The organism is Tardiphaga sp. GW821-FHT12E02, from assembly GCF_058807155.1.
The window spans coordinates 3,310,710-3,335,888 of sequence record NZ_JBXAQK010000001.1; the positions used below are offsets into that span (position 1 = coordinate 3,310,710).

At 62.4% G+C, this 25,179-nt stretch carries 24 protein-coding genes and 1 tRNA gene; 15 read left to right on the forward strand and 10 right to left on the reverse strand.

Features of this window, described 5'->3' with window-relative positions; all coding sequences use genetic code 11:
• Positions 1-64: 64 nt before the first annotated feature.
• Positions 65-1,249 carry a GNAT family N-acetyltransferase gene (locus AC1RQ5_RS15645; RefSeq protein WP_493200134.1) on the reverse strand — a complete coding sequence of 395 codons (1,185 nt, stop codon included), beginning with the start codon at positions 1,247-1,249 and terminating at the stop codon, positions 65-67.
• A 108-nt stretch (positions 1,250-1,357) separates the two neighbouring features.
• Here AC1RQ5_RS15645 and AC1RQ5_RS15650 point away from each other — a divergent pair, with 108 nt between their 5' ends.
• Positions 1,358-2,365, forward strand: coding sequence for a polysaccharide deacetylase family protein (locus AC1RQ5_RS15650; protein ID WP_493200136.1), 1,008 nt, complete (start codon positions 1,358-1,360; stop codon positions 2,363-2,365).
• Between the two features lie 86 nt (positions 2,366-2,451).
• Here the strand turns inward: AC1RQ5_RS15650 and AC1RQ5_RS15655 are convergent, their stop codons facing one another.
• Positions 2,452-2,667: a DUF2842 domain-containing protein gene (locus tag AC1RQ5_RS15655; RefSeq protein ID WP_398478686.1), complete on the reverse strand. Its 216-nt coding sequence runs from the start codon at positions 2,665-2,667 to the stop codon at positions 2,452-2,454.
• Positions 2,668-2,884: 217 nt separating this feature from the next.
• Here AC1RQ5_RS15655 and AC1RQ5_RS15660 point away from each other — a divergent pair, with 217 nt between their 5' ends.
• Positions 2,885-3,934, forward strand: a complete 1,050-nt coding sequence (locus tag AC1RQ5_RS15660; RefSeq protein WP_493203443.1) for a COX15/CtaA family protein — start codon at positions 2,885-2,887, stop codon at positions 3,932-3,934.
• 98 nt (positions 3,935-4,032) lie between these two features.
• Here the strand turns inward: AC1RQ5_RS15660 and AC1RQ5_RS15665 are convergent, their stop codons facing one another.
• The 3 genes from AC1RQ5_RS15665 to AC1RQ5_RS15675 all read right to left on the reverse strand — a co-directional run bounded on the left by AC1RQ5_RS15665 (position 4,033) and on the right by AC1RQ5_RS15675 (position 7,023).
• Positions 4,033-5,313: an O-acetylhomoserine aminocarboxypropyltransferase gene (locus tag AC1RQ5_RS15665; RefSeq protein ID WP_493200138.1), complete on the reverse strand. Its 1,281-nt coding sequence runs from the start codon at positions 5,311-5,313 to the stop codon at positions 4,033-4,035.
• A gap of 149 nt (positions 5,314-5,462) precedes the next feature.
• On the reverse strand, positions 5,463-6,059 hold the full coding sequence (locus tag AC1RQ5_RS15670) for a CoA-binding protein (protein ID WP_398478574.1): 597 nt from the start codon (positions 6,057-6,059) through the stop codon (positions 5,463-5,465).
• A gap of 142 nt (positions 6,060-6,201) precedes the next feature.
• Positions 6,202-7,023 carry an enoyl-CoA hydratase gene (locus AC1RQ5_RS15675; protein WP_493200140.1) on the reverse strand — a complete coding sequence of 274 codons (822 nt, stop codon included), beginning with the start codon at positions 7,021-7,023 and terminating at the stop codon, positions 6,202-6,204.
• Positions 7,024-7,109: 86 nt separating this feature from the next.
• Between AC1RQ5_RS15675 and AC1RQ5_RS15680 the strand changes: the two genes are divergently transcribed.
• From AC1RQ5_RS15680 to AC1RQ5_RS15705, 6 genes are all read left to right on the forward strand, one after another.
• Positions 7,110-7,541 carry a PaaI family thioesterase gene (locus AC1RQ5_RS15680; protein WP_211908832.1) on the forward strand — a complete coding sequence of 144 codons (432 nt, stop codon included), beginning with the start codon at positions 7,110-7,112 and terminating at the stop codon, positions 7,539-7,541.
• Between the two features lie 172 nt (positions 7,542-7,713).
• Positions 7,714-8,178, forward strand: a complete 465-nt coding sequence (gene rplM / locus AC1RQ5_RS15685) for a 50S ribosomal protein L13 (protein WP_398478580.1) — start codon at positions 7,714-7,716, stop codon at positions 8,176-8,178.
• A 2-nt stretch (positions 8,179-8,180) separates the two neighbouring features.
• Complete coding sequence (gene rpsI, locus AC1RQ5_RS15690) at positions 8,181-8,657, forward strand: 30S ribosomal protein S9 (RefSeq protein WP_398478582.1); 477 nt, start codon at positions 8,181-8,183, stop codon at positions 8,655-8,657.
• A 225-nt stretch (positions 8,658-8,882) separates the two neighbouring features.
• Entirely contained in the window at positions 8,883-10,133 is a 1,251-nt protein-coding gene (locus AC1RQ5_RS15695; protein ID WP_493200142.1) for a GGDEF domain-containing protein, read from the forward strand.
• Positions 10,134-10,167: 34 nt separating this feature from the next.
• A complete protein-coding gene (locus AC1RQ5_RS15700; protein WP_493200143.1) occupies positions 10,168-10,413 on the forward strand; it encodes a hypothetical protein in 246 nt (81 codons plus the stop codon).
• Positions 10,414-10,547: 134 nt separating this feature from the next.
• Positions 10,548-10,844 carry an antibiotic biosynthesis monooxygenase family protein gene (locus AC1RQ5_RS15705; RefSeq protein ID WP_493200145.1) on the forward strand — a complete coding sequence of 99 codons (297 nt, stop codon included), beginning with the start codon at positions 10,548-10,550 and terminating at the stop codon, positions 10,842-10,844.
• 141 nt (positions 10,845-10,985) lie between these two features.
• Here the strand turns inward: AC1RQ5_RS15705 and AC1RQ5_RS15710 are convergent, their stop codons facing one another.
• Complete coding sequence (locus AC1RQ5_RS15710) at positions 10,986-12,158, reverse strand: AI-2E family transporter (protein ID WP_493200146.1); 1,173 nt, start codon at positions 12,156-12,158, stop codon at positions 10,986-10,988.
• Between the two features lie 275 nt (positions 12,159-12,433).
• Here AC1RQ5_RS15710 and AC1RQ5_RS15715 point away from each other — a divergent pair, with 275 nt between their 5' ends.
• The 3 genes from AC1RQ5_RS15715 to AC1RQ5_RS15725 all read left to right on the forward strand — a co-directional run bounded on the left by AC1RQ5_RS15715 (position 12,434) and on the right by AC1RQ5_RS15725 (position 15,803).
• Positions 12,434-14,092 carry a thiamine pyrophosphate-binding protein gene (locus AC1RQ5_RS15715; RefSeq protein WP_493200148.1) on the forward strand — a complete coding sequence of 553 codons (1,659 nt, stop codon included), beginning with the start codon at positions 12,434-12,436 and terminating at the stop codon, positions 14,090-14,092.
• Positions 14,093-14,164: 72 nt separating this feature from the next.
• Positions 14,165-14,851 carry a hypothetical protein gene (locus AC1RQ5_RS15720; RefSeq protein WP_493200149.1) on the forward strand — a complete coding sequence of 229 codons (687 nt, stop codon included), beginning with the start codon at positions 14,165-14,167 and terminating at the stop codon, positions 14,849-14,851.
• Between the two features lie 115 nt (positions 14,852-14,966).
• Positions 14,967-15,803 carry an alpha/beta hydrolase gene (locus AC1RQ5_RS15725; protein WP_493200151.1) on the forward strand — a complete coding sequence of 279 codons (837 nt, stop codon included), beginning with the start codon at positions 14,967-14,969 and terminating at the stop codon, positions 15,801-15,803.
• Between the two features lie 60 nt (positions 15,804-15,863).
• Here AC1RQ5_RS15725 and AC1RQ5_RS15730 read toward each other — a convergent pair whose 3' ends face one another.
• The 3 genes from AC1RQ5_RS15730 to AC1RQ5_RS15740 all read right to left on the reverse strand — a co-directional run bounded on the left by AC1RQ5_RS15730 (position 15,864) and on the right by AC1RQ5_RS15740 (position 18,644).
• Positions 15,864-16,520, reverse strand: coding sequence for a transglycosylase domain-containing protein (locus AC1RQ5_RS15730; RefSeq protein WP_493200153.1), 657 nt, complete (start codon positions 16,518-16,520; stop codon positions 15,864-15,866).
• Between the two features lie 159 nt (positions 16,521-16,679).
• Positions 16,680-18,089, reverse strand: coding sequence for a type I glutamate--ammonia ligase (gene glnA / locus AC1RQ5_RS15735; RefSeq protein ID WP_398478600.1), 1,410 nt, complete (start codon positions 18,087-18,089; stop codon positions 16,680-16,682).
• Positions 18,090-18,305: 216 nt separating this feature from the next.
• Positions 18,306-18,644, reverse strand: coding sequence for a P-II family nitrogen regulator (locus AC1RQ5_RS15740; RefSeq protein ID WP_143573288.1), 339 nt, complete (start codon positions 18,642-18,644; stop codon positions 18,306-18,308).
• Positions 18,645-19,079: 435 nt separating this feature from the next.
• Between AC1RQ5_RS15740 and AC1RQ5_RS15745 the strand changes: the two genes are divergently transcribed.
• A complete protein-coding gene (locus AC1RQ5_RS15745; RefSeq protein ID WP_493200155.1) occupies positions 19,080-20,576 on the forward strand; it encodes an NAD(P)H-hydrate dehydratase in 1,497 nt (498 codons plus the stop codon).
• A gap of 103 nt (positions 20,577-20,679) precedes the next feature.
• Here AC1RQ5_RS15745 and AC1RQ5_RS15750 read toward each other — a convergent pair whose 3' ends face one another.
• Entirely contained in the window at positions 20,680-21,996 is a 1,317-nt protein-coding gene (locus AC1RQ5_RS15750) for a multicopper oxidase family protein (protein WP_493200156.1), read from the reverse strand.
• A gap of 150 nt (positions 21,997-22,146) precedes the next feature.
• Here AC1RQ5_RS15750 and AC1RQ5_RS15755 point away from each other — a divergent pair.
• The 3 genes from AC1RQ5_RS15755 (at position 22,147) to AC1RQ5_RS15765 (ending at position 25,177) form a co-directional block, all read left to right on the forward strand.
• Positions 22,147-22,231, forward strand: a tRNA-Leu gene (locus tag AC1RQ5_RS15755).
• Positions 22,232-22,403: 172 nt separating this feature from the next.
• Complete coding sequence (gene tig, locus AC1RQ5_RS15760) at positions 22,404-23,759, forward strand: trigger factor (RefSeq protein ID WP_493200158.1); 1,356 nt, start codon at positions 22,404-22,406, stop codon at positions 23,757-23,759.
• A 782-nt stretch (positions 23,760-24,541) separates the two neighbouring features.
• The gene (locus tag AC1RQ5_RS15765; RefSeq protein ID WP_398478609.1) at positions 24,542-25,177 is read left to right on the forward strand and encodes an ATP-dependent Clp protease proteolytic subunit; all 636 of its coding nucleotides are present in this window, start codon (positions 24,542-24,544) and stop codon (positions 25,175-25,177) included.
• Positions 25,178-25,179: the final 2 nt, after the last annotated feature.

The following is a 25,179-nucleotide window of genomic DNA, read 5'->3' on the forward strand; positions in this document are numbered from 1 at the left end:
CGATACCCATCACCACCAGCGCCCGGCGGTGATGGGTATCGCTGCGCTCAACCCATCCTACGTTCTAGCGCTGAAACGCGCTGCGCAGCTTCTGCGCCATCTGCAGCAGGGCCGGTGATTGCTTCACCATTCGCTTCGCATGCGCCATCGATGACAGGCCGAGCGCACCGAGACGGCCGCGCGTGGTCAGCGGGATGTAGCTGTCGAAGATGATCTCGTCATCCTTGCAGAACATCCGCTTGTAGTCGCCTTCGCCGATGCCGAGATCGAGCGACTCGATGCCGCGCTCGGCATAATAATCCACGATGCTGCGCATCAGGATCAGGCCAGGGCTGTATTTCGCATTGGCCGACATGGTGTAGGTGTTGAACATCATCGAGAAGCGATGCTCGTCGGTGACGCCGGCATACATGGCGATGACTTCCTCGTCGCAGACGAGGGCGTGGACATCGATGGCATAGCCGCCGGTTCGCGGCGCAGCACAAGCCTCCCGCAAAAAGCCTTCGATGCCGGGCTCGGCAAACACGTCGGGCAGGCCCTGTTCGGCCATGCGCAGGGGCTTCACGGCAAAGAACATGTCAAGAACGCGATTGACTTCAGCCGGTGTCGTCGCATGAAGATAGCCGTAGCCGGGCAGGCCCTTGTATTTGGCCTCCTTGGTCTTCAGCCGCTTGCGCATCGAGCTGGAGACGCGATCGGTCGGCACCGCATCGGGGACCATGATCAATAGCGGGCATTCATTCGCGGATGGCTGATGCGCCAGCAGAGCCAGCGGATTGGCGATGCCGCGCCAGCTTTGCGGTTGCTGCAGCATGGCCAGCACGTCGATTTTGTCGGAGCCGGACTGGATGCCCTTGAGGAGCACATCCATCTCGGCGCGCGTTGCGGTCTCCGCAAAATCGCGGCGCCACAGCGGCATATTGAACGTGACGTGTTTGCCACCGGGGAAGCTGGCCACGCGCATGCCATTCTCGCGGCTGACGACGAGCGGCAGCAGCATCAGTGGCTGCTGATCATGGTCGTAGGCGACGACAATGAGAGGCTGCACACCTTCGGCCTTGCCGGCATGGGCCTGCCAGGCGGAGAGGAAGTCGAAGCGTTGATAGGGCGTGGCGAGATGCGCGGCTGTTTCGAACTGCCGCCAGATCGGTTCGGCGCTGGCGAAATCATGCAGGATATCGACCCGCGCAATACGGGGCGCGCCGGGACGTGCCGCGATTGGTGTTTCCATTGCCGCAGCCATTGTCATTGCGATGCCCGATCGGGGATTTTTAGGTTTGAGGTGCAGTTTTGCAAAGAAATCTCAACAAACGGTAAGGACTATGGCAGCGCGGAGATGGCCGCGGCGGGGTGTGCGGTGTCGTTGGGAACGGATTGGACGGCGCTCAAACTGGAACTCGCCTATGCGAGCGGGCTTTGGCGATTGCTGGAACCGTCGCACGGCGGCGCCGGTATCATCCTCAAATTCGAGCGCGTGCGACCGGCGCGCGATGCCGCGTTCCAGCCGCTCAAGGCCAGCGAGATCACACCGCAATTCCTGCATCGGGTGATCAAAAGCCTGAAGCGCTGGCCGCTCGACATCGTTTCCATGGATGAAGCCTGCCGTCGCGCGCAGGCGCCGCAGTCAGGTCGCCGTTTCGTCGCGCTGACCTTCGATGCGGCGACGCGCGATTTTCTCGATTATGCGTGGCCGCTGCTGTCCGGCCATCAGGTGCCGTTCACGCTCTACCTGCCAAGCGCGTTTCCCGATGGGCTCGGACGGATGTGGGGGCTGGCGCTGGAGCAGGTCATCGCGAGGCAGGACCGCATCAATGTGGTTGTCGATGACGTCAGGCGATATTTCGAGACGGCCGATATCGCCGGGAAATATCTCGCGCATCATTATCTCGACGGCTGGCTGCGCAGCCTGCCGTCGCGCGCGCTGGATGTTGCGATCGACGATCTCTGCCTGCGTTACGATGTCAATCTCGGGGCTTTATCGCGCGAAGCTGCCATGACGTGGGACGATGTCGCGGTCTTTGCCGGCGATCCCCTGGTAACGATCGGCACCAGCACGTTGCATCATGCGATCCTCGCCAATCTCGACGATGCCGCTGCGAAGCGCGAGATGGCGATGGGACAGGCCGTTGCCGAGGCGGCACTGCCGGTGTCGCCGCGGCATTTTGCGTATCCGTTCGGCGACAAGACTGCGTTTGGTGCGCGGGATGTTGCGATGGCAGCGGAGCAGGGTTTTACGAGCGCGGTGACGTCGATGCCGGGTGTCGTGAAGCCGGGGGCAAGCTTGCATGCGCTGCCACGGCTGGCCTGGGACGGACGGCGGAGCTCGCTGCGGATCTTGCGCGTGATGATGAGCGGCTGGATGTAGGGCGCATGAGCGAAGCGTAATCCGCCGGCCGACTGCATGCAGCGAAGAACGGCGGATGACGGCTTCGCCTCATCCGCCCTACGGCTTTAAGCGTCTTCCGGGTCCGGTTTCTGCATCCAGCTGATGATCGGCATCGCCGGCAGCACCCAGCCGATGCCCGCCACCACGTAGAAGATCGCCTGCCGCCAGCCCGAGGCGGCGAGCCAGGGCATCTGCGCCATGGCCATGCCGAGCAGCGACCACACCACCACAAGAATCAGGAGGAGGATGGTTCCGATGAATTTGCGGGTGCGGATTTTCATGAGCGGTAAGTGGCGGATGATCCGGGGAGGGTGGGCAAAGTGCCCAGCTTTGCAGGGGTCTGGGCGCGGACTATAAGGGGCGCGAAAACTCGTTCAAAGCGATCATTTCGTAGCACCGGATATCGTCACCATGATTGCCCCAGCTCAAGGCCAAAGGGCTCAAAGCCACGGCGTTGAAATCCGCGACAAGGAATTGCGCCCGGTCCGCCTGTGGCTGATGGTGGTCGCGGCCATGATCGTCGCCATGGTGCTGGTCGGCGGCGCCACACGGCTGACGGAATCGGGATTGTCCATCACCGAATGGAAACCGGTCACCGGAACGCTGCCGCCGCTTACCGAAGCGCACTGGCACGAGGCTTTCGAGGCCTACAAGAAGATCCCGCAATATCGCGAGCTCAATCACGGCATGAGCCTCGCCGAATTCAAGAACATCTTCTGGTGGGAGTGGAGCCATCGCTTGCTCGGCCGCACCATCGGCATGGTGTTCCTGCTGCCGTTCCTGTTTTTCCTGTGGCGTCGCAAGGTGCCGTCCGCATTCAAGAAGCCGCTCTGGGTGATCTTTGCACTCGGCGGCCTGCAGGGCTTTGTCGGCTGGTGGATGGTGGCGTCAGGCCTGACGCATCGCGTCGAGGTATCGCAATATCGCCTCGCGGTGCATCTGATGCTGGCTCTGATCATATTTGCCGCCATTGTCTGGGTGCTGCGACGGATGAGTGCGGGCACCACGGTGCTGGCATCGGCGCGGCTGCGCGTCACGAGCTGGGTGTTGCTCGGGCTCACATTCCTGCAGATCTATTTCGGCGCGCTGGTGGCGGGACTGCGTGCCGGGCGTGTCTTCAATACATGGCCTGATATCGACGGCGCGTTCATTCCGTCGGCTGCGCGGCTGTTCTTCGAGGATCCGTGGTGGCGCAACATGTTCGACAATGCGCTGACGGTGCAGTTCCAGCACCGCATGACCGCTTATCTGCTGTTCGCCGTCGCGATCTGGCACGCGCTCGATGCGCTGCTGGCGCGGGCGGATCGATCGGTGGTGAACGGCGCGCTATGGCTGGTGGCGACGATTGCCGTGCAGGCCATGCTCGGCATCATGACATTGCTGCAGCAGGTGCCGATCGATCTCGCGCTGATGCATCAGGGCGTGGCGATCGTGGTGCTGACGCTGGCGATTTTGCAGGTGGAGCGGATGAAGGAGCGGGACGTGCCTCAGGCTTCTCACCCGCTCGGTCTGGCGATCGGCCTGCCGAGCGCTCCTCCCTCATCCTGAGGAGCCGCGCGAAGCGCGGCGTCTCGAAGGATGTGCCCCACACTCATGGTTCGAGACGCCCGCCCAACCGGGCGGGCTCCTCACCATGAGGGCCGGAGTTAGGCGTTCAGTGCCTGCTCCAGATCCGCGATCAGATCTTCCTTGTCCTCGATGCCCACCGACAGGCGCACCACGTCCGGGCCGGCGCCCGAACGCGTCTTGGCGTCGTCGTCGAGCTGGCTGTGAGTGGTGGAGGCCGGGTGGATCACCAGAGAACGGGTGTCGCCGACATTGGCGAGATGCGAGAACAGTTTCAGGTTCGATACCAGGCTGACGCCGGCGTCATAGCCGCCCTTCAGGCTGAAGGTAAACACGGCGCCGGCACCCTTCGGGGCGTATTTGCGGGCGAGGGCGTGATACTTGTCGTTCGGCAAGCCCGCATAATTCACCGCAGCCACTGCCGGATGGGCCGATAGCCATTCCGCTACGGCCTTGGCATTATCGCTGTGGCGCTGCATGCGCAGCGGTAGCGTTTCGATGCCGGTCTGGATCAGGAACGCATTGAACGGCGACAGCGCCGGGCCGAGATCGCGCAGGCCGAGCACGCGGCAGGCGATGGCGAAGGAGAAGTTGCCAAACGTCTCCTGCAGCTTGATGCCGTGATATTCCGGGCGCGGCTCGGACAGCACCGGATATTTGCCGTCCTTCGACCAGTCGAAGGTGCCGGCATCGACGATGATGCCGCCGAGCGAATTGCCGTGGCCGCCGAGAAATTTCGTCAGCGAATGCACGACGATGTCGGCGCCGTGATCGATCGGCTTGATCAGATAGGGCGAGGCCAGCGTGTTGTCGACGATCAACGGGACGCCAGCCTTGCGAGCGACGGCGGCGACACCTTCGATATCGGTGATCGAGCCTGCTGGATTGGCGATCGACTCGATGAAGATGGCCTTGGTCTTTGGCGTCACCGCGCGCTCGAACGAGGCGATGTCATCGGGATCGGCCCAGACCACGTTCCAGCCGAAGCTCTTGAAGGCATGGCTGAACTGGTTGATCGATCCGCCATAGAGTTTTCGCGAGGCGACGAATTCGTCGCCGGGCTGCAGCAATTGCTGAAACACCACGAGCTGTGCGGCATGGCCGGACGCCACGGCAAGCGCTGCCGTACCGCCTTCCAGCGCCGCAACGCGCTCTTCGAGCACGGCGGTCGTCGGATTGGTGATGCGCGTATAGATGTTACCGAAGGATTGCAGGCCGAACAGCGAGGCCGCGTGATCGGCGTCATTGAAGACGAAGGACGTGGTCTGATAGATCGGCGTGGCGCGGGCGCCCGTGGTTGGATCAGGCTGCGCGCCGGCATGGACGGCAAGGGTGCCGAAACCTGGAATACGATCGCTCATTATCACTCCCCATCAAAGGTCGATTTGGTTGGTGCCAAACTGATCGGGCACGATGGCCGCGTCAAGGCACGGGAACATGTTGCGCGGTGTTCGCAACAGCCGCACTGCGGCAGGTCATTGCAGCAAAAATAAACTGCTGCATCCTGCGATCAGACGATGTCGTTTTTGTCCTTGTTGCCAAGCTGCGCGATACGATCGGCTGCCGTAGTGCTGCCGCCGCCCAGGCTCTGACGATTCAATGACAGCCGCATGCCTTGCGTGGGAATTGGAGCGCGTTTGGCGCTGATGGTGCGCGAATTGACGCCCATCCACTGAATTTCCGACGATAGCCGTGCATATTCAATCTTCGGGCAGCGGTTCATGACAACCTTGATGCCGGCCGCCTCGGCCTTGGCCGCGGCTTCGTCATTGCGCACGCCGAGCTGCATCCAGATCACCTTGGGCAGGGTCTTGAGTGCGAGCGCCGCATCGACGATGGGCATCGCATGTTCGGCGCTGCGAAAGACGTCGATCATGTCGATGGGGCGGTCGATCTCTTCCAGCGATTTCACGAAGGGTTTTCCGAGCAGGCTTTTGCCCACCTGGCCCGGATTGATCGGGATCATGTCGTAGCCGCGCTCCGCCAGATATTTGAACACGAAGTAGCTCGGCCGCACATTCTGCGGCGATGCGCCGATCATGGCGACGGTTTTGACAGTGTTGAGAATGTCGCGGATGTAGGCGTCGCTGTAGCTGTCGTGGTTCATTGCAATCCCATTCACAAAACTCAGTCCCTCATGGTGAGGAGGCGCGCAGCGCCATCTCGAACCTTGAGTTGGCTTGGTTCGGAGTCCGCGGCCATCCTTCGAGACGCGCGCGTTGCGCGCTCCTCAGGATGAGGGCGGAGTGTTATCGGTCTTCCCAGGTCGGCACGCGCTTCTCGATGAAAGCTCCGATGCCTTCCTCCGCGTCGCGCGCCATCATGTTCTCTGTCATCACTTCGGCGGCAAAGCGATAGGCCTCGGCGAGGCCCATCTCCGCCTGATGATAGAAGGCTTCCTTGCCGATCCTGATCGTATGTGCCGATTTGCGCGCGACCTGCTGGGCGAGGGCGATCGCGGCCTCGCGTTCGGTGCCTGCGGGCACCACGCGATTCACGAGCCCGATTTCTCGCGCGCGTTCGGCCGAGATTGGCTCGCCTGTCAGCAGCATCTCCATCGCCTGTTTTCGCGGGACATTGCGCGATAGCGCCACCATGGGCGTCGAGCAGAACAGGCCGATATCGACGCCCGGCGTCGCAAAGCGCGCATGCTCGGAGGCAATGGCGAGGTCGCAGCTGGCGACCAGCTGACAGCCCGCGGCGGTGGCGATGCCTTGCACTGCGGCGACCACCGGCTTTGGCAAACGCACAACGGCCTGCATCATCGCGCTGCAGGCCGTCATCAACTGGCCGAAATAAGCCCGGCCGAGATCGGCATCCGCACGCCGGGCGGTCAATTCCTTGAGGTCATGTCCTGCACAAAAGGCGGGACCGTTGGCTGCGATCACCACGGCACGAACGCTCTTGTCGTCCGCGATGTCGTTCAGGGCCGCATGCAAGTCGGCGATCAAACCGTCCGACAGGCTGTTGCGCGCGGCGGAACGGTTCAGCGTGAGCACGCCGACATCGCCGATCGTCTCACGCAACAAGTTGGATGGTTGCGCCGTTTCGGCGCGGGCAGGTTGAGCCATGTCTTGTCTTCCATCGTCTGGGCAGATCCGTCACCATATTGTAACAGGACGGTGTCGGCGAAAAGACGCAGAGACGGGACGGGGACATGACTGACGCGAAAATGACGGTGCCGGAGCTCGAGGAATTCCTGAAGCGCGAATTCCCGCAGGCCTTTGGCGCCGGTGACATTGCCATCGAGCATGCCGACGGTACCACCTGCCTGCTGCGCCAGACCTATGGCGAGCGCATGCTGCGGCCGGGCGGCACGGTTTCGGGTCCGACCCTGATGGCTCTGGCCGATTTCGCCATGTATGTCGTGCTGCTGTCCGCCATCGGCCCGGTCGGCCTGGCCGTCACCACCAGCCTCAACATCAATTTCCTGCGCAAGGGCCAGCCGGGGCAGGACGTCCTCGCGGCGGCCAAGCTGCTCAAGCTTGGCAAGCGCCTGGCCGTGGGGGAGGTGAACCTGCTGTCTGGCACCTCAGCGGATCCGATCGCCCATGTCACATCCACCTATTCCATTCCGAATAAAGCGTGATTTCTAGGGTAATGTTGCACCTTAATTATAAGGTGCTGATTTTGTTGAGAGATTGCGTGTGTTTTAGCATTGACGGAATCCAGGCGGTTCTCTAGAACCACCCTCACTTCGGCGCCCCCGTTTGGGCGCCGATCTCTGTTTCACCCCGATCTCACGGATACGGATCTCAACAATGAAAACCTTTTCGGCAAAGCCGGCTGAGGTCACGAAGAAGTGGATCGTCATCGACGCCACCGGTCTCGTGGTCGGCCGTCTCGCCACGCTGGTCGCTATGCGCCTGCGCGGCAAGCATCTCCCGATCTACACCCCCCACGTCGATTGCGGTGACAATGTCATCATCATCAACGCGGAGAAGGTGGTGTTCACCGGTCGCAAGCGCGACGACAAGATGTACTATCACCACACCGGCTTCATCGGCGGCATCAAAGAGCGTTCGGCCAAGTCGATCCTCGAAGGTCGCTTCCCGGAGCGCGTTGTCGAGAAGGCCGTCGAGCGTATGATCCCCCGTGGTCCGCTCGGTCGCGTCCAGATGGGCAACCTGCGCGTTTACGCCGGTAGCGAGCATCCGCATGAAGCACAGCAGCCTGAGGCGCTCGACGTCGGCGCGCTGAACCGCAAGAACAAGAGGGCTGCATAATTATGTCGGATACTATCCAGTCTCTCGACCAGCTCGGCTCGCTTAAGGTCTCTGCACCGGACGCGCCGCGCTACGAAAAGAAAGTCGACAAGCAGGGCCGCGCCTATGCCACCGGCAAGCGCAAGGACGCGGTTGCCCGCGTTTGGGTCAAGCCGGGTTCCGGCAAGGTTGTCGTCAACACCCGCGACGTCGAAGTGTACTTCGCCCGTCCGGTGCTGCGCATGCTGATCCAGCAGCCGCTGGTCGCTGCAGCCCGCGCCGGTCAGTATGACGTGATCTGCACCGTCGCCGGTGGTGGTCTGTCGGGCCAGGCTGGCGCCGTGCGCCACGGCCTGTCCAAGGCGCTGACCAACTTCGAGCCGGAGCTGCGCACGGTCCTCAAGAAGGGCGGCTTCCTGACCCGCGACTCGCGTGTCGTTGAACGTAAGAAGTACGGCAAGGCGAAAGCCCGTCGTTCGTTCCAGTTCTCGAAGCGTTAATCGCCTCGTTCAAATCGATATCGAAAAGGGCGCCTTTGGGCGCCCTTTTTTGCGTTTGGGTATCCGGTGGCTGCATCCGTCAAGATTGATGCAGTTTTTCCCGAAAACTTTGCTTTGCGATAAAACGAATTTCCAATGGGTACATAGCTACGTTCGCGCAATCGCGATTCTCCCATCCGGCCGATGCAGGCCGGTCATATTGCAAATGATTGCCGGTGCGCGGACATGCTGCTCGACACATCCACACTCTATCTGGTGGCGATTCTGGTCGCCGCGATGCTTGGTGGAATGCTTCTCTATTTTGGACGGCACGAGAACATCCCGGCGCTGAACTGGTGGGGCTCGGCCTATCTGCTCGGCGCAATCTCGATCGGATTGTCGGCGCTGGCAGCGCCGTTGCTCGGCGAGATGCTGGCGCTCGGCTTCAACGCATTCGGCTTCGTCGCCTGTGGCATGGTGTGGACCGCGGCGCGCGTTTTCCATGGCCGCTCGCCGATCTGGGGCGGCATCTTGCTCGGCGCGATGGCGTGGATCGCGGCGATCTTCACTGTGCCGGCGGAGATGACGCCGCTGCGCACCACGGTGGGCGCCGGCATTGTTGCGCTCTATGCGGTGCTCACCGCTTATGAGCTCGGCCTGGAGCGCCGCAAATCGGTGCAGCGCCGCTGGCCGACTGTGCTGGTGCCGTTGCTACATGGCTTTGCCTTGATGCTGCCGATCCTGCTTGGCGATCTCCTGCACGGGGATGACGCGACCTTTGGCAACAGCATCTGGGTGACTGCCTTTGCGGTCGAACTCGTGCTTTATGCCGTGGGCACCGTCTTCCTGATCTTCGTGCTCGTGTCCGAGCGCACCGTTGCTGCCCACAAGGTGGCGGCGTCCTGCGATCCGCTCACGGGTCTGCTCAATCGCCGCGGCTTCGCGGAAGCCACCGGACGTATGATCGAGCGCGAGGCAAAAGCCCGGCGGCCGATTACGGTGATGATCTTCGATATCGATCACTTCAAGTCCATCAATGATCGTTTCGGCCATCCCGCCGGCGACGAGGTGCTGAAGCTGTTTGCCTCGGTGATCACGCATTCGCTGCGCATCACCGACCTGACCGGGCGTATCGGTGGCGAGGAATTTGCCGCCATGCTTCCTTGCAACCTGGATGAGGCGATGCAGGCGGCTGAACGTGTGCGCGAGAACTTTGCCGATTGCGGCATCGAGGTGGACGAGGCGCCGGTGGCGACCACCGTCAGCATCGGCGTTGCCGGTGCACCCGCCGGCACCGAACTCGACGTGTTGCTCGCCGCAGCCGATACCGCGCTGTACCAGGCCAAGCGGGGCGGACGTAACCGGGTGCAATCGGCAGAGGAGGAGCCGCTGTCACTGGCGCAGGGGCGCAAGGATGCCGTCGCAGGCCTGGTGCCGAAACCAGCGGTTCGCGTCGCGCGCGCGGGCGTGACGATGAAAATGGAAGTCGCCCAGTAAGGGACGGTTTACCAATCGATTCCATGGTCATCCCATGATGACCTCGCGCGATCACAATTCGAATCCGGCTCTGCTCTCGCTCGATGCCGCCGCCAGCGCGGCGCGCTCGGGCTTCGCCTGCATGTTTTCGTCGTCGGATGAGTACGAGACCGCGCTGATCGCACAACGCCGTGCGCAGGGGCGCTACGGTCTTCAGAAGGGGCGAGGGCCACTGATCGCCTTCATCGCCGTTTGCACAGCGATTGTCGCCACCGTCGCGGTCTATTTCGCGAAATCGTGACCTTGTAGGGCGGATGAGGCGAAGCCGTCATCCGCCGCGGAGCTTCCATTTTGAACTCGGCCGGCGGATTGCGCTTCGCTGATCCGCCCTACGACGCTACGTTGTTTCTTCCGCAAACAAAGGGTCGGGAAACGATGATCACGGAAATCGCACAAATCGACGTCAAGCCGGGCACCGAAAAGGAATTTGAGGCGGCCGTTGCCAAGGCCAGGCCGCTTTTCCTGCGTGCCAAGGGCGGGCTCGGCTTCGAGCTGCACAAATCGGTCGAGCTGCCATCGCGCTATCGGCTGGTGGCGAAATGGGAAACGCTGGAAAATCACACGGTGGATTTCCGCGGCTCGCCGGACTTCGCCGAATGGCGCGCGTTGGTTGGCCCTTATTTCGAGACGTCGCCTTATGTCGAGCACACCGAAACGGTGCTGACGACGTAAGGTTGGGCTAACTCAGTCCCTCATGGTGAGGAGGCGCGCTCTTGCGTGCCGTCTCGAACTATGAGTTGGCCGGGCTCCGAGTTCGTGGCCATCCTTCGAGACGCCGCGCTTTGCGCGGCTCCTCAGGATGAGGGCCGAGTACTAAGCAGCCGCTTCCTGCGCGGGGGCGTCCTCGTCCTCGCGCAGATAATCGATCACCACCTTGGCGATGGCCATCACGGGCAAAGCCAGCGCAAGGCCCCAGACGCCAAAGACCACGCCGAGCGTGATCTGGAACGCGAACAGCGTGGCCGGCGGAATATCCAGCGCCTGGCGCTGCAGGATCGGCGTCAGGATGTAGCTTTCCAGCGCATGCACGCCCATGAACAACACGAAGGCGGACACACCGGCAAACCAGCCTGAAGCCAAGCTTGCCAGCACCACGATCAGGCCGCCGAGCAGGGCGCCGACCGTGGGAATGAAGGCCAGCAGACCGGCTTGTACGCCAAGGATGAACGCGCTGGGAATGCCGATCAGCTTCAGCCCGAGCCAGGTGACGGCGCCCACCGCCACCATGGTGATCATCTGTGCGACCAGCCAGCGCTGCAGCGTGTCGCTGATGCGATCGACCACGACCGTCACCGGTGCACGATGCTTCTTCGGCGTGAGCTGCAGCAGTCCTGTGCGATAGACGCTCGGCTGTGCCGCAAAGGCGAGACCGAGGAACAGCACGATGAAGAAATTGCCGACGGCACCCACGGTGCCGAGCAGGATCTTCAGCGTCTGCGTGACGATGGCGCCGCCCGATGAGGCGATGGTGCCGGCGCTCGGCAGGTTGCTGGTCTTCGGAATCGGCGCCGTGCTGGGGGCGACGTGGCCGGGGATTTCGGCCGCCGTGGTTTCCTTTTCGCCGTCCTTGGGCGCATCGGACAGGATGCTGTTGAAATCGAAATAGCTGGTATCGACGCCGTGCTGTTCCAGATAGGTTTTGACGCTGACGACCTGGGACTTCAGCGTGCTGGACAGCGTCTTGGCCTGGCTGGCGATGGTGGCGCCGCCGAGATAGAGCATGCCGCCCAGCAGCGCCGCCATCACCAGGCAGACCAGCGCCAGCCGCAGCGGCTGCGGGCCCCCGATGACGCGGCCCAGGAGCTGGGTCATCGCATTCAGCGCGACACCGAGCAGGATGCCGGCAAACACCAGGAACAGTGTCGCGGAGAAATACCAAGCGAACACCACGAAGATCGTGAACGAAACCGTCGCGATGCCGCCCACCGAAATCGCCCAGGCGAGATCGCTGCGCGATGGGACATTGGACTCTGCGGGCAGGGGCATCTGACATTCACCTTGTGGACCATCACTGTTTCGCCAATTGCGGGCAGGGGTCAAGCGGTGAAGCGGTGCCGCAGGGCGGATGAGGCGAAGCCGTCATCCGCCGCGGAATTTCCATAATGAACCCGGCCGGCGGATGACGCTTCGCTTATCCGCCCTGCGGCGGCGCGTGATCGTCTGCAACGCAGCCATGATCCTGCCCCGGCTGTTGTCACACAAGAATTCCGCCAAGATGGACCCAACCCGCAGGCACCGACCGCGGGAATGGGAGGACTTCCGTGAATCGCATTACCGGCCGTTCGGCTTTTCTCGCGCTGCTCAAGGACGAGGGCATCACGCATCTGTTCGGCAATCCCGGCACCACGGAACTGCCGATCATGCATGCGCTCAAGGATCATCCGGACCTCACTTACGTGATGGCGATGCAGGAAAGCCTCGTGGTCGCCATCGCCGATGGCTATAGCCGCGCCTCCGGCCGCCTTGTTGCCTGCAATGTCCATGTGGCGCCCGGCCTCGGCAATGCCATGGGCTCGCTCTACAACGCGCAATTCACAGGCACACCGATGATCCTGACTGCCGGCCAGCAGGAGCAGGGGCACGGCCTGATGGAGCCGCTGCTGTACGGCCCGCTGGTCCGTATGGCCGAGCCGCTGGTCAAATGGGCGGTGGAAGTGACGCGTCTGGAAGACCTGCCGCGCATCGTGCGTCGCGCCGCCAAGATCGCCACCACGCCGCCGACCGGCCCGGTCTTCATCTCGCTGCCCGGCGATATCCTCAACAGCGAGGTCGGCCTCGAACTCGGCCGCTCGACCCGCGTCGATACGCGCATCCGCCCGTCGGACGAGGCGCTGCAGGCGATCGTGCAACGGCTGTTCAAGGCCGAGCGGCCGGTGATCGTGGTCGGCGACGAGATCGTGAAAAGCGACGCGCTGCAGGAAGCCGCCGATTTTGCTGCAGCACTCGGTGCGCCCGTCTATCAGCAATCTGCGCCCTATGGCTCGCATTTCCTCTCGGAACATCCCTGCTACATGGGATCGCTGTCGCGAACCCAGACGCAGGTGCGCGATCTGCTCGCGCCGTATGATCTCCTCGTCGTGCTTGGCGCGGATCCCTTGCGAATGTCGGTGCATAGCGAGACGTTGCCGCTGCCGGATGGGATGCCCATCGTGCAGATCGGTCTCGTCGAATGGGATCTCGCCAAGAATTTTGGCGCCGAGATCGCGCTGAAGGCGGACGTCGGGGAAACGCTCCGCGTGCTCACGCCGGCGCTCGCGGCCGAGGGCGGAGCGGGATTGAAAAAGCGCGCTGGCGAAGGCATTGCCACATTGTCGGCCAGCAATTGGACTGCGCGCCGCGCGAAGCTTGTTACCGAGATCGGCAAATCTTCTACGCACACGCCCATCAATCCCGACTGGCTGGCATTGCAGGTGGTCGAGGCGATGCCGGCCAATGCCATCATGGTCGATGAAGCGCTGACCTCGTCGCGCTACATGACCGCGCTCAAACCCTATCGTGATCGCTACGATTATCACGCGCTGGCTTCGGGTGGCATCGGCTGGGGGCTGCCGGCGTCGGTCGGCGCCAGCCTCGCCAATCCCGATCGGCCGGTGGTCTGCTATTCCGGCGATGGCAGCGCGATGTATTCGATCCAGTCGCTGTGGACCGCCGCACGCCACAAGCTGCCTTTGACGGTGGTGATCGTGAACAATGGCGGCTACCGCATCATCAAGCAGCGCCTGCTGTCATTCCATCAGGACGACAATTTCATCGGCATGGACTTTGCCGATCCGCCGGTGGATTTTGCCGCGCTTGCAGCATCGCTGGGCGTGAAGTCGGTGCGGGTGACAGATCCGGAGGCGTTGAAACCGGCGCTCGATGCTGCCTTCGCCAATGGTGGGACCAACCTGATCGAAGTGATCACCGATGGTTCACTGTAGCGCTGGCAGGACATCGTGCCGCTTTGACGCGCGCTTTGCGATCGTGCATCGCGGAGGCGAGGGAGCGCGACAATGAAAATCCTGAAATGGGCGGGGCCGGTGGTGCTGCTGGCGGCCATCGTGATCGGCGACCGGATCCGCACCGAGCGTCCCGCGCATAAATATCGGCTGACCGTCGAGGTCGAGACGCCGGAAGGCGTGAAGTCGGCGTCCAGCGTTGTCTCGGTGCATCCCTATCGCGGCTATCAGCCGGGCGGGAAGACGACCTCGCGCGGCGACGCCGTGATGGTCGACCTCGGTGGCGGCAAGAACCTCGCTGCCCTGATGCTGCATGACGACAAGGGCAATGCGGATTTCGACGGCGCCAATTTTGTCGCCATGCGCGCCTATCAGGCCGCCGGCCGCAAGATCGCCTTTCGCGATGTCGGCAGCCAGACCGGCGCCGTGCCGGTGTCGGGCGAGCTGATGCCGGTGCTGGCGAGCTTCACCGATCCGCGTGACGCTGCAAGTGTTGTCCGTCTCAAGGCCGATGATCTCTCACCTCTCGGGCAGGGCATCAAACTGCGCGCGGTCAATGTCGAAGCCGTGCCGAACGGTCTGTGGCCGCTCGATTTCGGCGGCTCTCTTGGTGAGCCGGTGACGCGGACGATTGCTGCGAAGCTGCCATGGTCGGAGCGTGATGCCGATGCGGAGCGCGCCGTCAAGGCTGTCGGATTCACCGAAGCGTTCGAACCGGCGCGGGCGTTTACGCGGAAGTAGGCGGTCTATCTGGAGAGCTTCTAGCCATTGGCCATTTGGCCCGTGATATGAGCCGCATGTGTGTCGCGCAAGCGCAGCCCTGATCTTGCCGAATACGTTCATAAGGCTTTCCGCGATGAGTAACGATGCGCTCAAGAGCGACATTGAAATCTGGTTGCCGTTCCAGCGTGCCGGCGCGTCGCAGATCGACGTCACATCGCGAAAGGGGCGCAACTATCGCATCTTCGTTTCGGTGCCATCGGTACCGCCGCCGGCCGGTGGTTTCCCGGTCGTTTATCTGCTCGACGGCAATGCGAGCTTTGCCATCGCAATGGATACGGTCGCCCTGCAGATGCGGCGTTCCGGCACGGTCGGGCTTTCACCGGGCATCGTGGTCGGCATCGGTTATCCCCGCGAGACCCCGTTCGACATGGAGCGCAGGACGTTTGACTACCTGGCGCCGGGCGGAAATCCTGGCCCCGTCTATAAAGTCGGCGGCGCCGCCCAGTTCGCGGAGTTCATCGAAGCCGAATTGAAGCCGTTGCTGCAGTCCAGCTTTCCGATCGACCGCACGCGGCAGGCGCTGTTCGGTCATTCGTTCGGCGGCTTGTTCGTGCTGTGGTCGCTGTTCACGCAACCGGACGCATTTCAGGCGCATATCGCTGCGAGCCCATCGATCTGGTGGAACGAGCGCGCCATCCTCTCTGAGGCCGACGCTTACACCCAGCGCAAGGGCACCCCGGCTGCAAAAGCGCGCCTGCTGATCACTGTCGGCGGTCTCGAACGCGATATCCCGTTTGCCGGCGACAAGCTGGACATGGTGGCAGATGCCGAAGCGCTGTTAACACGCCTGCGCGCGCAGGCGGAGGGGGCCGTGGATGTCGCTTTTGCCGAGATCGCCGATGAGAACCACATGTCGGTCGTCCCGTCTGCGATCGGCCGCGGCGTTCGTTTCGCCTGGCAGGGATATTGACGCGCGAAGGTGATGGATGAACGGCGTGGGTGTTCGCGGCGCCGAAGCCATCCTGCGATCTTACCGGCATCCTTCCAGCCACACGTCGGTCAGGCCCTGTGGAGTGCATGTGCCCGCCACCAGACGCTCGATCCGTTCAACGCGCTCATCCAGACCGGCATTGCTCCGGGCAAGATCATAGGATGCCGGTGCGATGAGCACCGCCACCAAACGCATGAATTCGGTCTTGCTCAGTTCTGCAGGCGGACGCTTGTAGGTGGCTTTGCTCGCATTATCGAAGCCGACTATCCATCCATCCGGCCCTTTCCCCATTTCTAGCGTATCGAGCCAGAGCGCGAGAATCTGGTCCTTGGACAGACGGCTCTCCAGGCCGAGGGCGTAACCGGTCTGACGGATTTTGGCGAAGCCCGGGCGGAATTGATCGAAGGCCAGTCGTTTGGAGGCCGACTGGGTAATCGTCGTCAGACCTGCACCCGGCGTCGAGAAATCGACGCCATAATGCGTGGTGAAGCTGGGGTCCTCGACCTTGAGCAGGATGGCCAGATGCTCAACGCCAAGAGCTGCGCCACCGCGGCCCTTTGCTATCAATTCGTCTGCGCGCTGGCGCAGTTTGTCGGCATCCGACCGAGCATCGACATAGCCCATGATCCCCGATCCAACGACGATCACGACCGCGAGGGCGATGAGCAAAAGGGCATATTTGAGTATCCGCGTCATCACGTATCCGCTGTTCCGAGGCGAGGTGAAGCGGGAATGAGGTGATCTGCGATTGTGGTAATATTGTAGTCATTCGGTTTGAGGTGGGATATTTGGTTCAAACAAAAAGGCGCCCGGTTTCCCGAGCGCCTCGATCTTGTCGCTGATCGCGAGAGCTGATCAGTACGAGTAGTACATTTCGAATTCGACCGGATGCGGGGTCATTTCGAAGCGCTCGACGTCCTGCATCTTCAGTTCGATATACGCGTCGATGAAATCGTCATCGAACACGCCGCCGGCCTTCAGGAACGCGCGATCCTTGTCGAGGTTCTCAAGGGCTTCACGCAGGCTGCCACACACGGTCGGGATCGCCTTCAGCTCTTCCTTCGGCAGGTCGTACAGATCCTTGTCCATCGCCGGACCCGGATCGATCTTGTTCTTGATGCCGTCGAGGCCGGCCATCAGCATCGATGCGAAAGCGAGATAGGGGTTCGCCATCGGATCCGGGAAACGGACCTCCACGCGCTTCGCCTTCGGCGAGGTCGTGAACGGGATGCGGCAGGAGGCCGAGCGGTTGCGGGCCGAATAGGCCAGTAGCACCGGGGCTTCATAGCCCGGGACCAGACGCTTGTAGGAGTTGGTCGACGGGTTGGTGAAGGCGTTGATCGCCTTGGCATGCTTGATGATGCCGCCGATGTAATGGAGGCAGGTTTCCGACAGGTCGGCATATTTGTTGCCGGCGAAGGTCGGCTTGCCGTCCTTCCAGATCGACTGGTGCACATGCATGCCCGAGCCGTTGTCGCCGAAGATCGGCTTCGGCATGAAGGTGGCAGTCTTGCCATAGATGTGTGCGACCTGATGGATGCAGTACTTGTAGACCTGCATCTGGTCGGCCATGTGGGTCAGCGTGTCGAACTTCATGCCGAGTTCGTGCTGGGCCGAGGCCACTTCGTGGTGATGCTTCTCGACCTTGACGCCCATGCGCGCCATGGCGCCGAGCATTTCCGAACGCATGTCCTGCAGTGAATCCTGCGGCGGGACGGGGAAGTAGCCGCCCTTGTTGCGGACGCGGTGACCGAGATTGCCGCTCTCATATTCGGTGTCCGAATTCGTCGGCAGTTCCGACGAGTCGAGCTTGAAGCCGGTGTTGTAGGGGGTCGCCGAGAAACGGACATCGTCGAACACGAAGAATTCGGCTTCCGGGCCGACATAGACGGTGTCGCCCACGCCCATGGACTTGACCATGGCTTCCGCCTTCTTGGCGATGCCGCGCGGGTCGCGGTTATAGGGCTCGCCGGTGCCTGGATCGAGAATGTCGCAGGTGATGACCATGGTGGTCTCGGCGAAGAACGGATCGATCACCGCGGTGGCGGGATCGAGCATCAGCGTCATGTCGGATTCGTTGATCGCCTTCCAGCCGGCGATGGACGAACCGTCGAACATGGTGCCTTCGGCGAAAATCTCTTCATCGATCATCGAAACGTCGAAGGTGACGTGCTGCCACTTGCCGCGCGGATCGGTGAAACGCAGATCGACGTATTTGACGTCGTTGTCCTTGATGGATTGCAGGACTTCTTTGGCGGTCGTCATGGGCTTCCCTACCTTTTTGTGCGGGCCGAATTCCGGACGTAACGATGGCATATGACGAGGGGGTCACAGCCATATGTCTTCAACAACACGAGGCGGCAACAAGAAGGCTGCCGAAGCAGCCTGTTGCTGACGCCTCGTGACGTCGGGGAATCGGATAGCACCGGGCTTGGAGAGCGTCCAGCCCAGTAGGGAAGCTTGCGTCAGAAGCTCGCGTGCTTAGATCGCGTCGAGGCCGGACTCGCCGGTGCGGATGCGCACGGCTTCCTCGATATTGGACACGAAGATCTTACCGTCGCCGATGCGGCCGGTTTGTGCGGCGCGGCGAATGGCGTCGATCGCCTTTTCCACGAGGTCGTCGGAGATCACGATCTCGATCTTCACCTTGGGCAGGAAATCGACGATGTATTCGGCGCCGCGATAGAGTTCAGCGTGACCTTTCTGACGGCCAAAGCCCTTTGCTTCGGTGACGGTGATGCCTTGCAGGCCCACCTCCTGAAGCGCCTCCTTCACCTCGTCGAGCTTGAAGGGCTTGATGATGGCTTCGATCTTTTTCACTGAACGTCTCCCCGGCACTCAATCTCGGCCGAAAGTTTCTGGACTTGAAGTTGCGTCGCTCCTGCACAGCGACCGAGAGGCGGCGCGCGCAGTTAGTTTGATACTCACATTCGGGCGGAGTTGCGCTCCCGCCGCTTGAGCGTCGGCGATTTCTCGCCAATCAACATCGATGATCCCGGTTTCTCCATCATATGATGCTGGATTGCCCTGACTGGATGCCGGCTTCCCTCAAAGCAGGGTCCGTGCCAAATTCAGCGCGAGGCTATTTTTGAAGCATTTTCAGGTTTTTACGGTGGGACCGAAGATGCGTGAGATGAGAATACCGCACCTCATTTGTCTATCAAGTGGGCATATTGATCAAATGAAGGGCAGTTGCGGCCCGGCCACATGGTGGATTTCGCAGCTGCCTTCAGAACAGGCGATACGGAAAGCGACATGGAGCTCCTGACCACAGACGAAATGGCGCGCGCCGACGAGCTGACGATCGCCGATGGTACGCCAGGCTTTGAGCTGATGCGCGCCGCTGGCCGCGCGGTGGCGGATGCTGCCAATGATCTCGCTGAAGAGGGGCCGATCCTGGTGGTGGCCGGCCGTGGCAATAATGGCGGCGACGGATTTGTTGCGGCCGCTGAACTCGCGGCGCAGGGACGGGAGGTTTCGGTGATCCTGCTGTGCGACCGCGCGACCCTGAAGGGTGATGCGGCACTCGCAGCGAAGGGGTGGAAGGGCGAGGTGCTTCCCTGCGATCCCTCGCTGATCGTATCGCCGGCGCTGATCATCGACGCGTTGTTCGGCGCGGGGCTCGATCGTCCCGTGAAGGGCGATCCAAAAATCATGATCGATGCGATCAATGCGTCCGGCGTGCCGGTGCTGGCGGTCGATCTGCCGAGCGGTATCAATGGCAATTCCGGTGCGGTGATGGGGGCGGCGATCCTCGCCACCGAGACGGTGACCTTCTTCCGCCCGAAGCCCGGCCACCTGCTGCTGCCGGGCCGCAGCTATTGCGGCAAGCTGCGAGTGATCGACATCGGCATCGACGACGGCGTGATCGAGCAGATCGGCCCGAAGGCGGCGGAGAACAATCCCGACCTGTGGCAGGACGCATTCCCGCTGCCGCGCGTCGATGGGCACAAGTTCACCAAGGGTCATGCGGTGGTTCTGTCTGGCGATATCGCCGCGACGGGCGCTGCGCGGCTGTCGGCGCGGGCAGCATTGCGGGGCGGAGCAGGGCTGGTGACGGTGGCGTCACCGCGTGATGCGCTGGCGGTGAACGCCGCCGCACTGACAGCGGTGATGGTGCGGCCGGTCGATACGGCAGAGGAATTTGCCGGCCTGATTGGCGGCAAAGTGACTGCCTGTGTCATCGGGCCGGGTGCCGGAATTGGCGCGAAAACGTGTGGCATCATAGAGGCCGGTCTGGCGGCAAAACGGAGGCTGGTGCTCGACGCCGACGCGCTCACCAGTTTTGCCGATGCGCCTGATCGATTGTTCGGCCTGATCAAGGTTGATCCCGAAGCTCAAGTCGTTCTGACTCCGCATGAAGGCGAGTTCATGCGCCTCTTCAGTGACTTGGAGGGTAATGCTGAGACACAATCGAAGCTCGATCGCGTCACCGCGGCTGCCGAGCGCTCAGGCGCCGTGGTCTTGCTGAAAGGTCCAGACACGGTCGTGGCTTCTCCGGACGGCCGCGCAGCCATCGCCTCCAACGCGCCGCCCTGGCTGGCGACGGCCGGGTCTGGCGATGTGCTGGCGGGCCTGATCGGTGCGTTTCTGGCGCAGGGCGTGCCGGCCTATGAAGCCGCCTGCATAGGTGTCTGGATGCATGGCGAGGCCGGCTCCGAGGCCGGGCCGGGACTGATTGCGGAGGATCTGACCGAGGTGATGCCGGCCGTGTTCCGTCGGCTCTATGACCGGCTGGGCATTCCGTATTGAAATTGTCGGGTGGGCAAAGGAGCGGAGCGACGCGCCCACCCTCGCTTGTACGGCTGGTGAAGGTGGCACGCTCCGCTTTGCCCACCCTACAGTTTACGGGGTCTCAGCCGACTTCGTACCAGCGCACCAGCCGCGGGGCGGCCCAGTCGGTGGTGAAAGCTTCGAGCAGCCAACGGCCGGGATTATGGGCCAGGAAGGCGATGCGCTGGGTCTGGCCGGGATCCAGGGCCAGCGTGTCGAGCCAGAAGGGCTTCCAGCCATCATCCAGTTTGTCGAGCAGTCGGAAGTGATGGCCGTGCATCTGCAGGACGGCGGGGGTGCTGGCCTTGTTGGTCAGCGTCAGGACGACCGGCTTGCCGGACTTCACCTTGAAGGCAGGCGCTGTGGATGCGCCGAGGTCGAGCGGCTTGATCCAGCCGGTGTCGGGCGCACCGAGATTGAGGTCCGAGCGCAGGGCGCTCTTGAGGTCGATCTGGATCGGCAGGCCGTTGGACGGCAGCGGCGTGGCGGATTGTAGCGGTGCGGCACGGAGCGGCGGGTCTTTCAGCGTCACGAGCTGGCCGATGCGACGGATGTCCTTGCCGTCGTGGAGCAGGATCGGGGTGACCGTTCCGGCGGTTTTGGCGATGTCGAGATAGACGTCGATGCGGGTGCCGGGCGCCAGCACCACCTGATTGTTACGCGCCGGGAACGGCTCGGCGGGCTGGCCGTCGATGGCCATCACGCGAACGTCCTGATCCTCGAATTTCAGAGCGATCACAGATCGTTGGCAGCCATTGATGAGACGGAGCCTGAGCCGCTCATTGGTCTTCACGGGGATGTCGTGCAGCGTCTTGCGGTTGGCCAGGAACATGGCTGCGGCGTCTTTTGGATCGACGCCGGGCGCGAGCAATTTGCCGTCCGCCGTAATGCGAAAGTCCTCGACCAGCAGCACTTCATCGCGGTCCACCTCGACCGGATCGGTCTCCTGCACAACCATGCTGCGGATTTGGGATGGCAGCGACTGGCCATCGCCGAGCAGGCGCATGTCCACATAGGACGTGCCGGCGCTGCGCATCACCAGCTTGAACGAATCCTTGGCCCCGGTGGCGACCGGCTTGCGGTCGAGCAGCGGCGCGATGCCGGAGACGGCATTGATGCCGCGGCAGTTCAGCACGATGGGACCGGGAAGCTGATTGATGATCTGAACGTCGATCTCGTCGCCGCGGTTGAAGCGGAGCGGGCCCTTCTGGGCGCTGTGCAGGGTTCCGGCTTCGGAATTGGTGCCGGGGCGCACGATCAGCGGACCGGGTTTCGCCTGCAATTCCAAGGCGGTGACAGCCTGTGCGAAAGTGGTACTCGGCAGCAGCGGAGCGATCAAAGCACCGCCGGCGCCAGCCAGCAGGGAACGACGGGTGAGGGCGAGAGGGCTGTTCGTCATACGGAAATTCCGACCATTTTCGGGCGCGAATGTCCAGTTGCGACGGCTGCGGCAAGTGGCCTCCCGTCGGCCCATTTTTTTGCTGCGAATTGTCGTCTGCGTGTTATAAGCCCGCCGCTCGCGACATCGCGGCCGGACATGATGTTTTCTGCGGGCATGGCGGAATTGGTAGACGCGCTGGATTTAGGTTCCAGTGACGAAAGTTGTGGGGGTTCGAGTCCCTCTGCCCGCACCAACAAGCGCATACGGCGTTTGACCATGATGATTTCCGGATTCGTGTCCGCGAGGGTTTTGCCTCCGCGAATGTGGATCAGCCTAACCACTGGCGCTGGCCTTGCGGTCGCGCGTCGGACCAATTTGACACTGTGCGGCCATTGGCCGGACGAAGCGGGAAGAAGATTGACGCCATGCAGGTGAATGAGACCGTCTCCGACGGATTGAAGCGCGAATTCCAGATCAGCGTTCCGGCTGCCGACATCGAAGCCAAGGTCGATGCGCGCCTCGAAGACCTGAAGGGCAAGGTCAAGCTCAACGGTTTCCGTCCGGGCAAGGTTCCGGCCGGTCATCTGAAGCGCCTCTATGGCCGCTCGGTCGCCGCCGAGACCGTGGATGAATTGATCCGCGAAACCAACACCCAGATCTTCACCGAGCGCAGCCTCAAGCTCGCCACCGAGCCGAAGATCACCATGCCGACCGAAGAGAAGGAAGTCGAAGACATCCTCGCCGGCAAGGCCGACCTCAAATACACCGTCGCCGTCGAAGTGGTGCCGGCGATCGAACTGGCCGACTTCAAGAGCTTCGAAGTCGAGAAGCCGGTTGCCGATGTCAGCGATGCCGATGTCGAGGAATCGATCAAGCGCGTGGCCGATGCCAACCGTGCGTTCACCGAAAAGGCCGAAGGCGCGAAGGCCGAGTCGGGCGACCGCGTGGTCGTCGGCTTCAAGGGCACCATCGACGGCGTTGCGTTCGAAGGCGGCACCGGCGAGGACATTCCGGTCCAGATCGGCTCCAACACCTTCATCCCGGGCTTCGAAGAGCAGCTGATCGGCATCGGCGCCGGCGAGACCCGCACTCTCAAGGTCACGTTCCCGACCAACTATGCCAGCGATACGCTGGCCGGCAAGGCCGCGGAATTCGAGACCACCGCAAGCAAGATCGAATCGCCGGTCGATACCGCCATCGACGACGAGTTCGCCAAGTCGCTCGGCCTGGAGTCGCTCGACAAGCTGAAGGAAGCCGCGCGCGAGCGTCTGGTCGCCGAATTCGCCGGTGCCACCCGCCAGCGCGTGAAGCGTCATCTGCTCGACCGTCTCGACGAGACCCACAAGTTCGATGCTCCTCCGTCGCTGGTCGATGAAGAGTTCAAGCTGATGTGGAATTCGATCCAGCAGGAGATGGCGTCCTCGGGCAAGACCTTTGCCGACGAGGACACCACCGAGGAAGCCGCGCAGGACGAGTATCGCAAGATCGCCGACCGCCGCGTCCGTCTCGGTCTCGTGCTCTCGGAGATCGGCGAGAAGAACAAGATCTCCGTCACCGACGACGAGATCAGCCGCGCCGTGATCGAGCGCGCCCGCTCGATGCCGGGCCGCGAGAAGGAAGTCTGGGACTTCTATCGCAGCAACCCGCAGGCACTCGCCCAGCTGCGCGCGCCGATCTATGAGGACAAGGTCGTGGATTTCATCCTCGAACTCGCCAAGGTCACCGAGAAGAAGGTGTCCAAGGAAGACCTGTACAAGGACGAAGACGAGAAGGCGGCGTAAAGCCTTCTCCGTCCCTCATGGTGAGGAGCGCGCCCTTGCGCGCGTCTCGAACCATGACTTGGCCGGGCTCCGAGCCTGCCGCCATCCTTCGAGACGCCGCGCTTTGCGCAGCTCCTCAGGATGAGGGTGGAGCGGGGCAGCGGTTTAGAACGTTCTAATCAAAACGCCGGCTGGTCCTCCAGCCGGCGTTTTGTCGTCCGGATGGCGAGATTTTCTCTGCCCCTCATGGTGTGGAGGCGCGCAGTGCCGTCTCGAACCATGAGCTGGCCGGGCTCCGAGCTTCGTTGCCATCCTTCGAGACGCTGCGCTTTGCGCAGCTCCTCAGGATGAGGGTGGAGCGGGGCAACGGTTTAGAACGTTCTAATCAGAATGCCGGCTGGTCCTCCAGCCGGCGTTTTGTCGTCCGGATGGCGAGATTTTCTCTGCCCCTCATGGTGAGGAGGCGCGAAGCGCCGTCGCGAACCATGAGCTGGCCGGGCTCCGAGCCTGCCGCCATCCTTCGAGACGCCGCTTTGCGACTCCTCAGGATGAGGGCAGGGGCGGGGCACGGCGTTTTGTCATTAAGGATACCGCCCGAATCAGTTCCGGCCTGTGCTGCATCGCTTTGCGATGCGCGCCAGAATCGGCTTGAACTGAGGGGCAGGGTGACGATCGGACCCATGGTCTTGTTGTCGCCCGATTGGCTCATATCTGTGGGCTCACGCCTACCGACGACTATCCCTTTGCATCACGGGACATTCGCGCATCCCGCGGCCTGTCTCCTCCAACCCTTTGGGTGCTCTATGCGCGATCCGATCGAAACCTACATGAACCTCGTTCCGATGGTGGTCGAGCAGACCAATCGCGGCGAGCGTGCCTACGACATCTTCTCGCGCCTCCTGAAGGAGCGCATCATCTTCGTGACCGGTCCGGTGGAAGACGGCATGGCGACGCTCATCGTCGCCCAGCTGCTGTTCCTGGAAGCGGAAAATCCGAAGAAGGAAATCTCGATGTACATCAACTCGCCCGGTGGCGTGGTGACGTCGGGTCTGTCCATCTACGACACGATGCAGTTCATCCGTCCGCCGGTTTCCACGCTGTGCACCGGCCAGGCTGCGTCGATGGGCTCGCTGCTGCTCACGGCCGGCGCGAAGGACATGCGCTTTGCTCTGCCGAACGCTCGCGTCATGGTTCACCAGCCCTCGGGCGGTTTCCAGGGCCAGGCCACCGACATCCTGATCCACGCCAAGGAAGTCGAGAGCCTCAAGCGTCGCCTCAACGAGATCTATGTGAAGCACACCGGTCGTCCCTATGACGAAATCCACAACGCGCTCGAGCGCGATAACTTCATGACCGCCGATCAGGCCAAGGACTTCGGCCTCATCGACAAGGTGATCGACAAGCGTGCTGAAGAGCCGGGCGCTGTGAAGCCGGCCTGACG

What these genes read in the sequence shown, in the direction of transcription:
- AC1RQ5_RS15645 (WP_493200134.1), bottom strand. Translation starts at nt 1,249, where the DNA reads ATGACAATGGCTGCGGCAATGGAAACACCAATCGCGGCACGTCCCGGC.
- AC1RQ5_RS15655 (WP_398478686.1), bottom strand. Translation starts at nt 2,667, where the DNA reads ATGAAAATCCGCACCCGCAAATTCATCGGAACCATCCTCCTCCTGATT.
- AC1RQ5_RS15660 (WP_493203443.1), top strand. Translation starts at nt 2,885, where the DNA reads ATGGTGGTCGCGGCCATGATCGTCGCCATGGTGCTGGTCGGCGGCGCC.
- AC1RQ5_RS15665 (WP_493200138.1), bottom strand. Translation starts at nt 5,313, where the DNA reads ATGAGCGATCGTATTCCAGGTTTCGGCACCCTTGCCGTCCATGCCGGC.
- AC1RQ5_RS15670 (WP_398478574.1), bottom strand. Translation starts at nt 6,059, where the DNA reads ATGAACCACGACAGCTACAGCGACGCCTACATCCGCGACATTCTCAAC.
- AC1RQ5_RS15675 (WP_493200140.1), bottom strand. Translation starts at nt 7,023, where the DNA reads ATGGCTCAACCTGCCCGCGCCGAAACGGCGCAACCATCCAACTTGTTG.
- AC1RQ5_RS15680 (WP_211908832.1), top strand. Translation starts at nt 7,110, where the DNA reads ATGACTGACGCGAAAATGACGGTGCCGGAGCTCGAGGAATTCCTGAAG.
- rplM (WP_398478580.1), top strand. Translation starts at nt 7,714, where the DNA reads ATGAAAACCTTTTCGGCAAAGCCGGCTGAGGTCACGAAGAAGTGGATC.
- rpsI (WP_398478582.1), top strand. Translation starts at nt 8,181, where the DNA reads ATGTCGGATACTATCCAGTCTCTCGACCAGCTCGGCTCGCTTAAGGTC.
- AC1RQ5_RS15695 (WP_493200142.1), top strand. Translation starts at nt 8,883, where the DNA reads ATGCTGCTCGACACATCCACACTCTATCTGGTGGCGATTCTGGTCGCC.
- AC1RQ5_RS15700 (WP_493200143.1), top strand. Translation starts at nt 10,168, where the DNA reads ATGATGACCTCGCGCGATCACAATTCGAATCCGGCTCTGCTCTCGCTC.
- AC1RQ5_RS15705 (WP_493200145.1), top strand. Translation starts at nt 10,548, where the DNA reads ATGATCACGGAAATCGCACAAATCGACGTCAAGCCGGGCACCGAAAAG.
- AC1RQ5_RS15710 (WP_493200146.1), bottom strand. Translation starts at nt 12,158, where the DNA reads ATGCCCCTGCCCGCAGAGTCCAATGTCCCATCGCGCAGCGATCTCGCC.
- AC1RQ5_RS15720 (WP_493200149.1), top strand. Translation starts at nt 14,165, where the DNA reads ATGAAAATCCTGAAATGGGCGGGGCCGGTGGTGCTGCTGGCGGCCATC.
- AC1RQ5_RS15725 (WP_493200151.1), top strand. Translation starts at nt 14,967, where the DNA reads ATGAGTAACGATGCGCTCAAGAGCGACATTGAAATCTGGTTGCCGTTC.
- AC1RQ5_RS15730 (WP_493200153.1), bottom strand. Translation starts at nt 16,520, where the DNA reads ATGACGCGGATACTCAAATATGCCCTTTTGCTCATCGCCCTCGCGGTC.
- glnA (WP_398478600.1), bottom strand. Translation starts at nt 18,089, where the DNA reads ATGACGACCGCCAAAGAAGTCCTGCAATCCATCAAGGACAACGACGTC.
- AC1RQ5_RS15745 (WP_493200155.1), top strand. Translation starts at nt 19,080, where the DNA reads ATGGAGCTCCTGACCACAGACGAAATGGCGCGCGCCGACGAGCTGACG.
- AC1RQ5_RS15750 (WP_493200156.1), bottom strand. Translation starts at nt 21,996, where the DNA reads ATGACGAACAGCCCTCTCGCCCTCACCCGTCGTTCCCTGCTGGCTGGC.
- tig (WP_493200158.1), top strand. Translation starts at nt 22,404, where the DNA reads ATGCAGGTGAATGAGACCGTCTCCGACGGATTGAAGCGCGAATTCCAG.
- AC1RQ5_RS15765 (WP_398478609.1), top strand. Translation starts at nt 24,542, where the DNA reads ATGCGCGATCCGATCGAAACCTACATGAACCTCGTTCCGATGGTGGTC.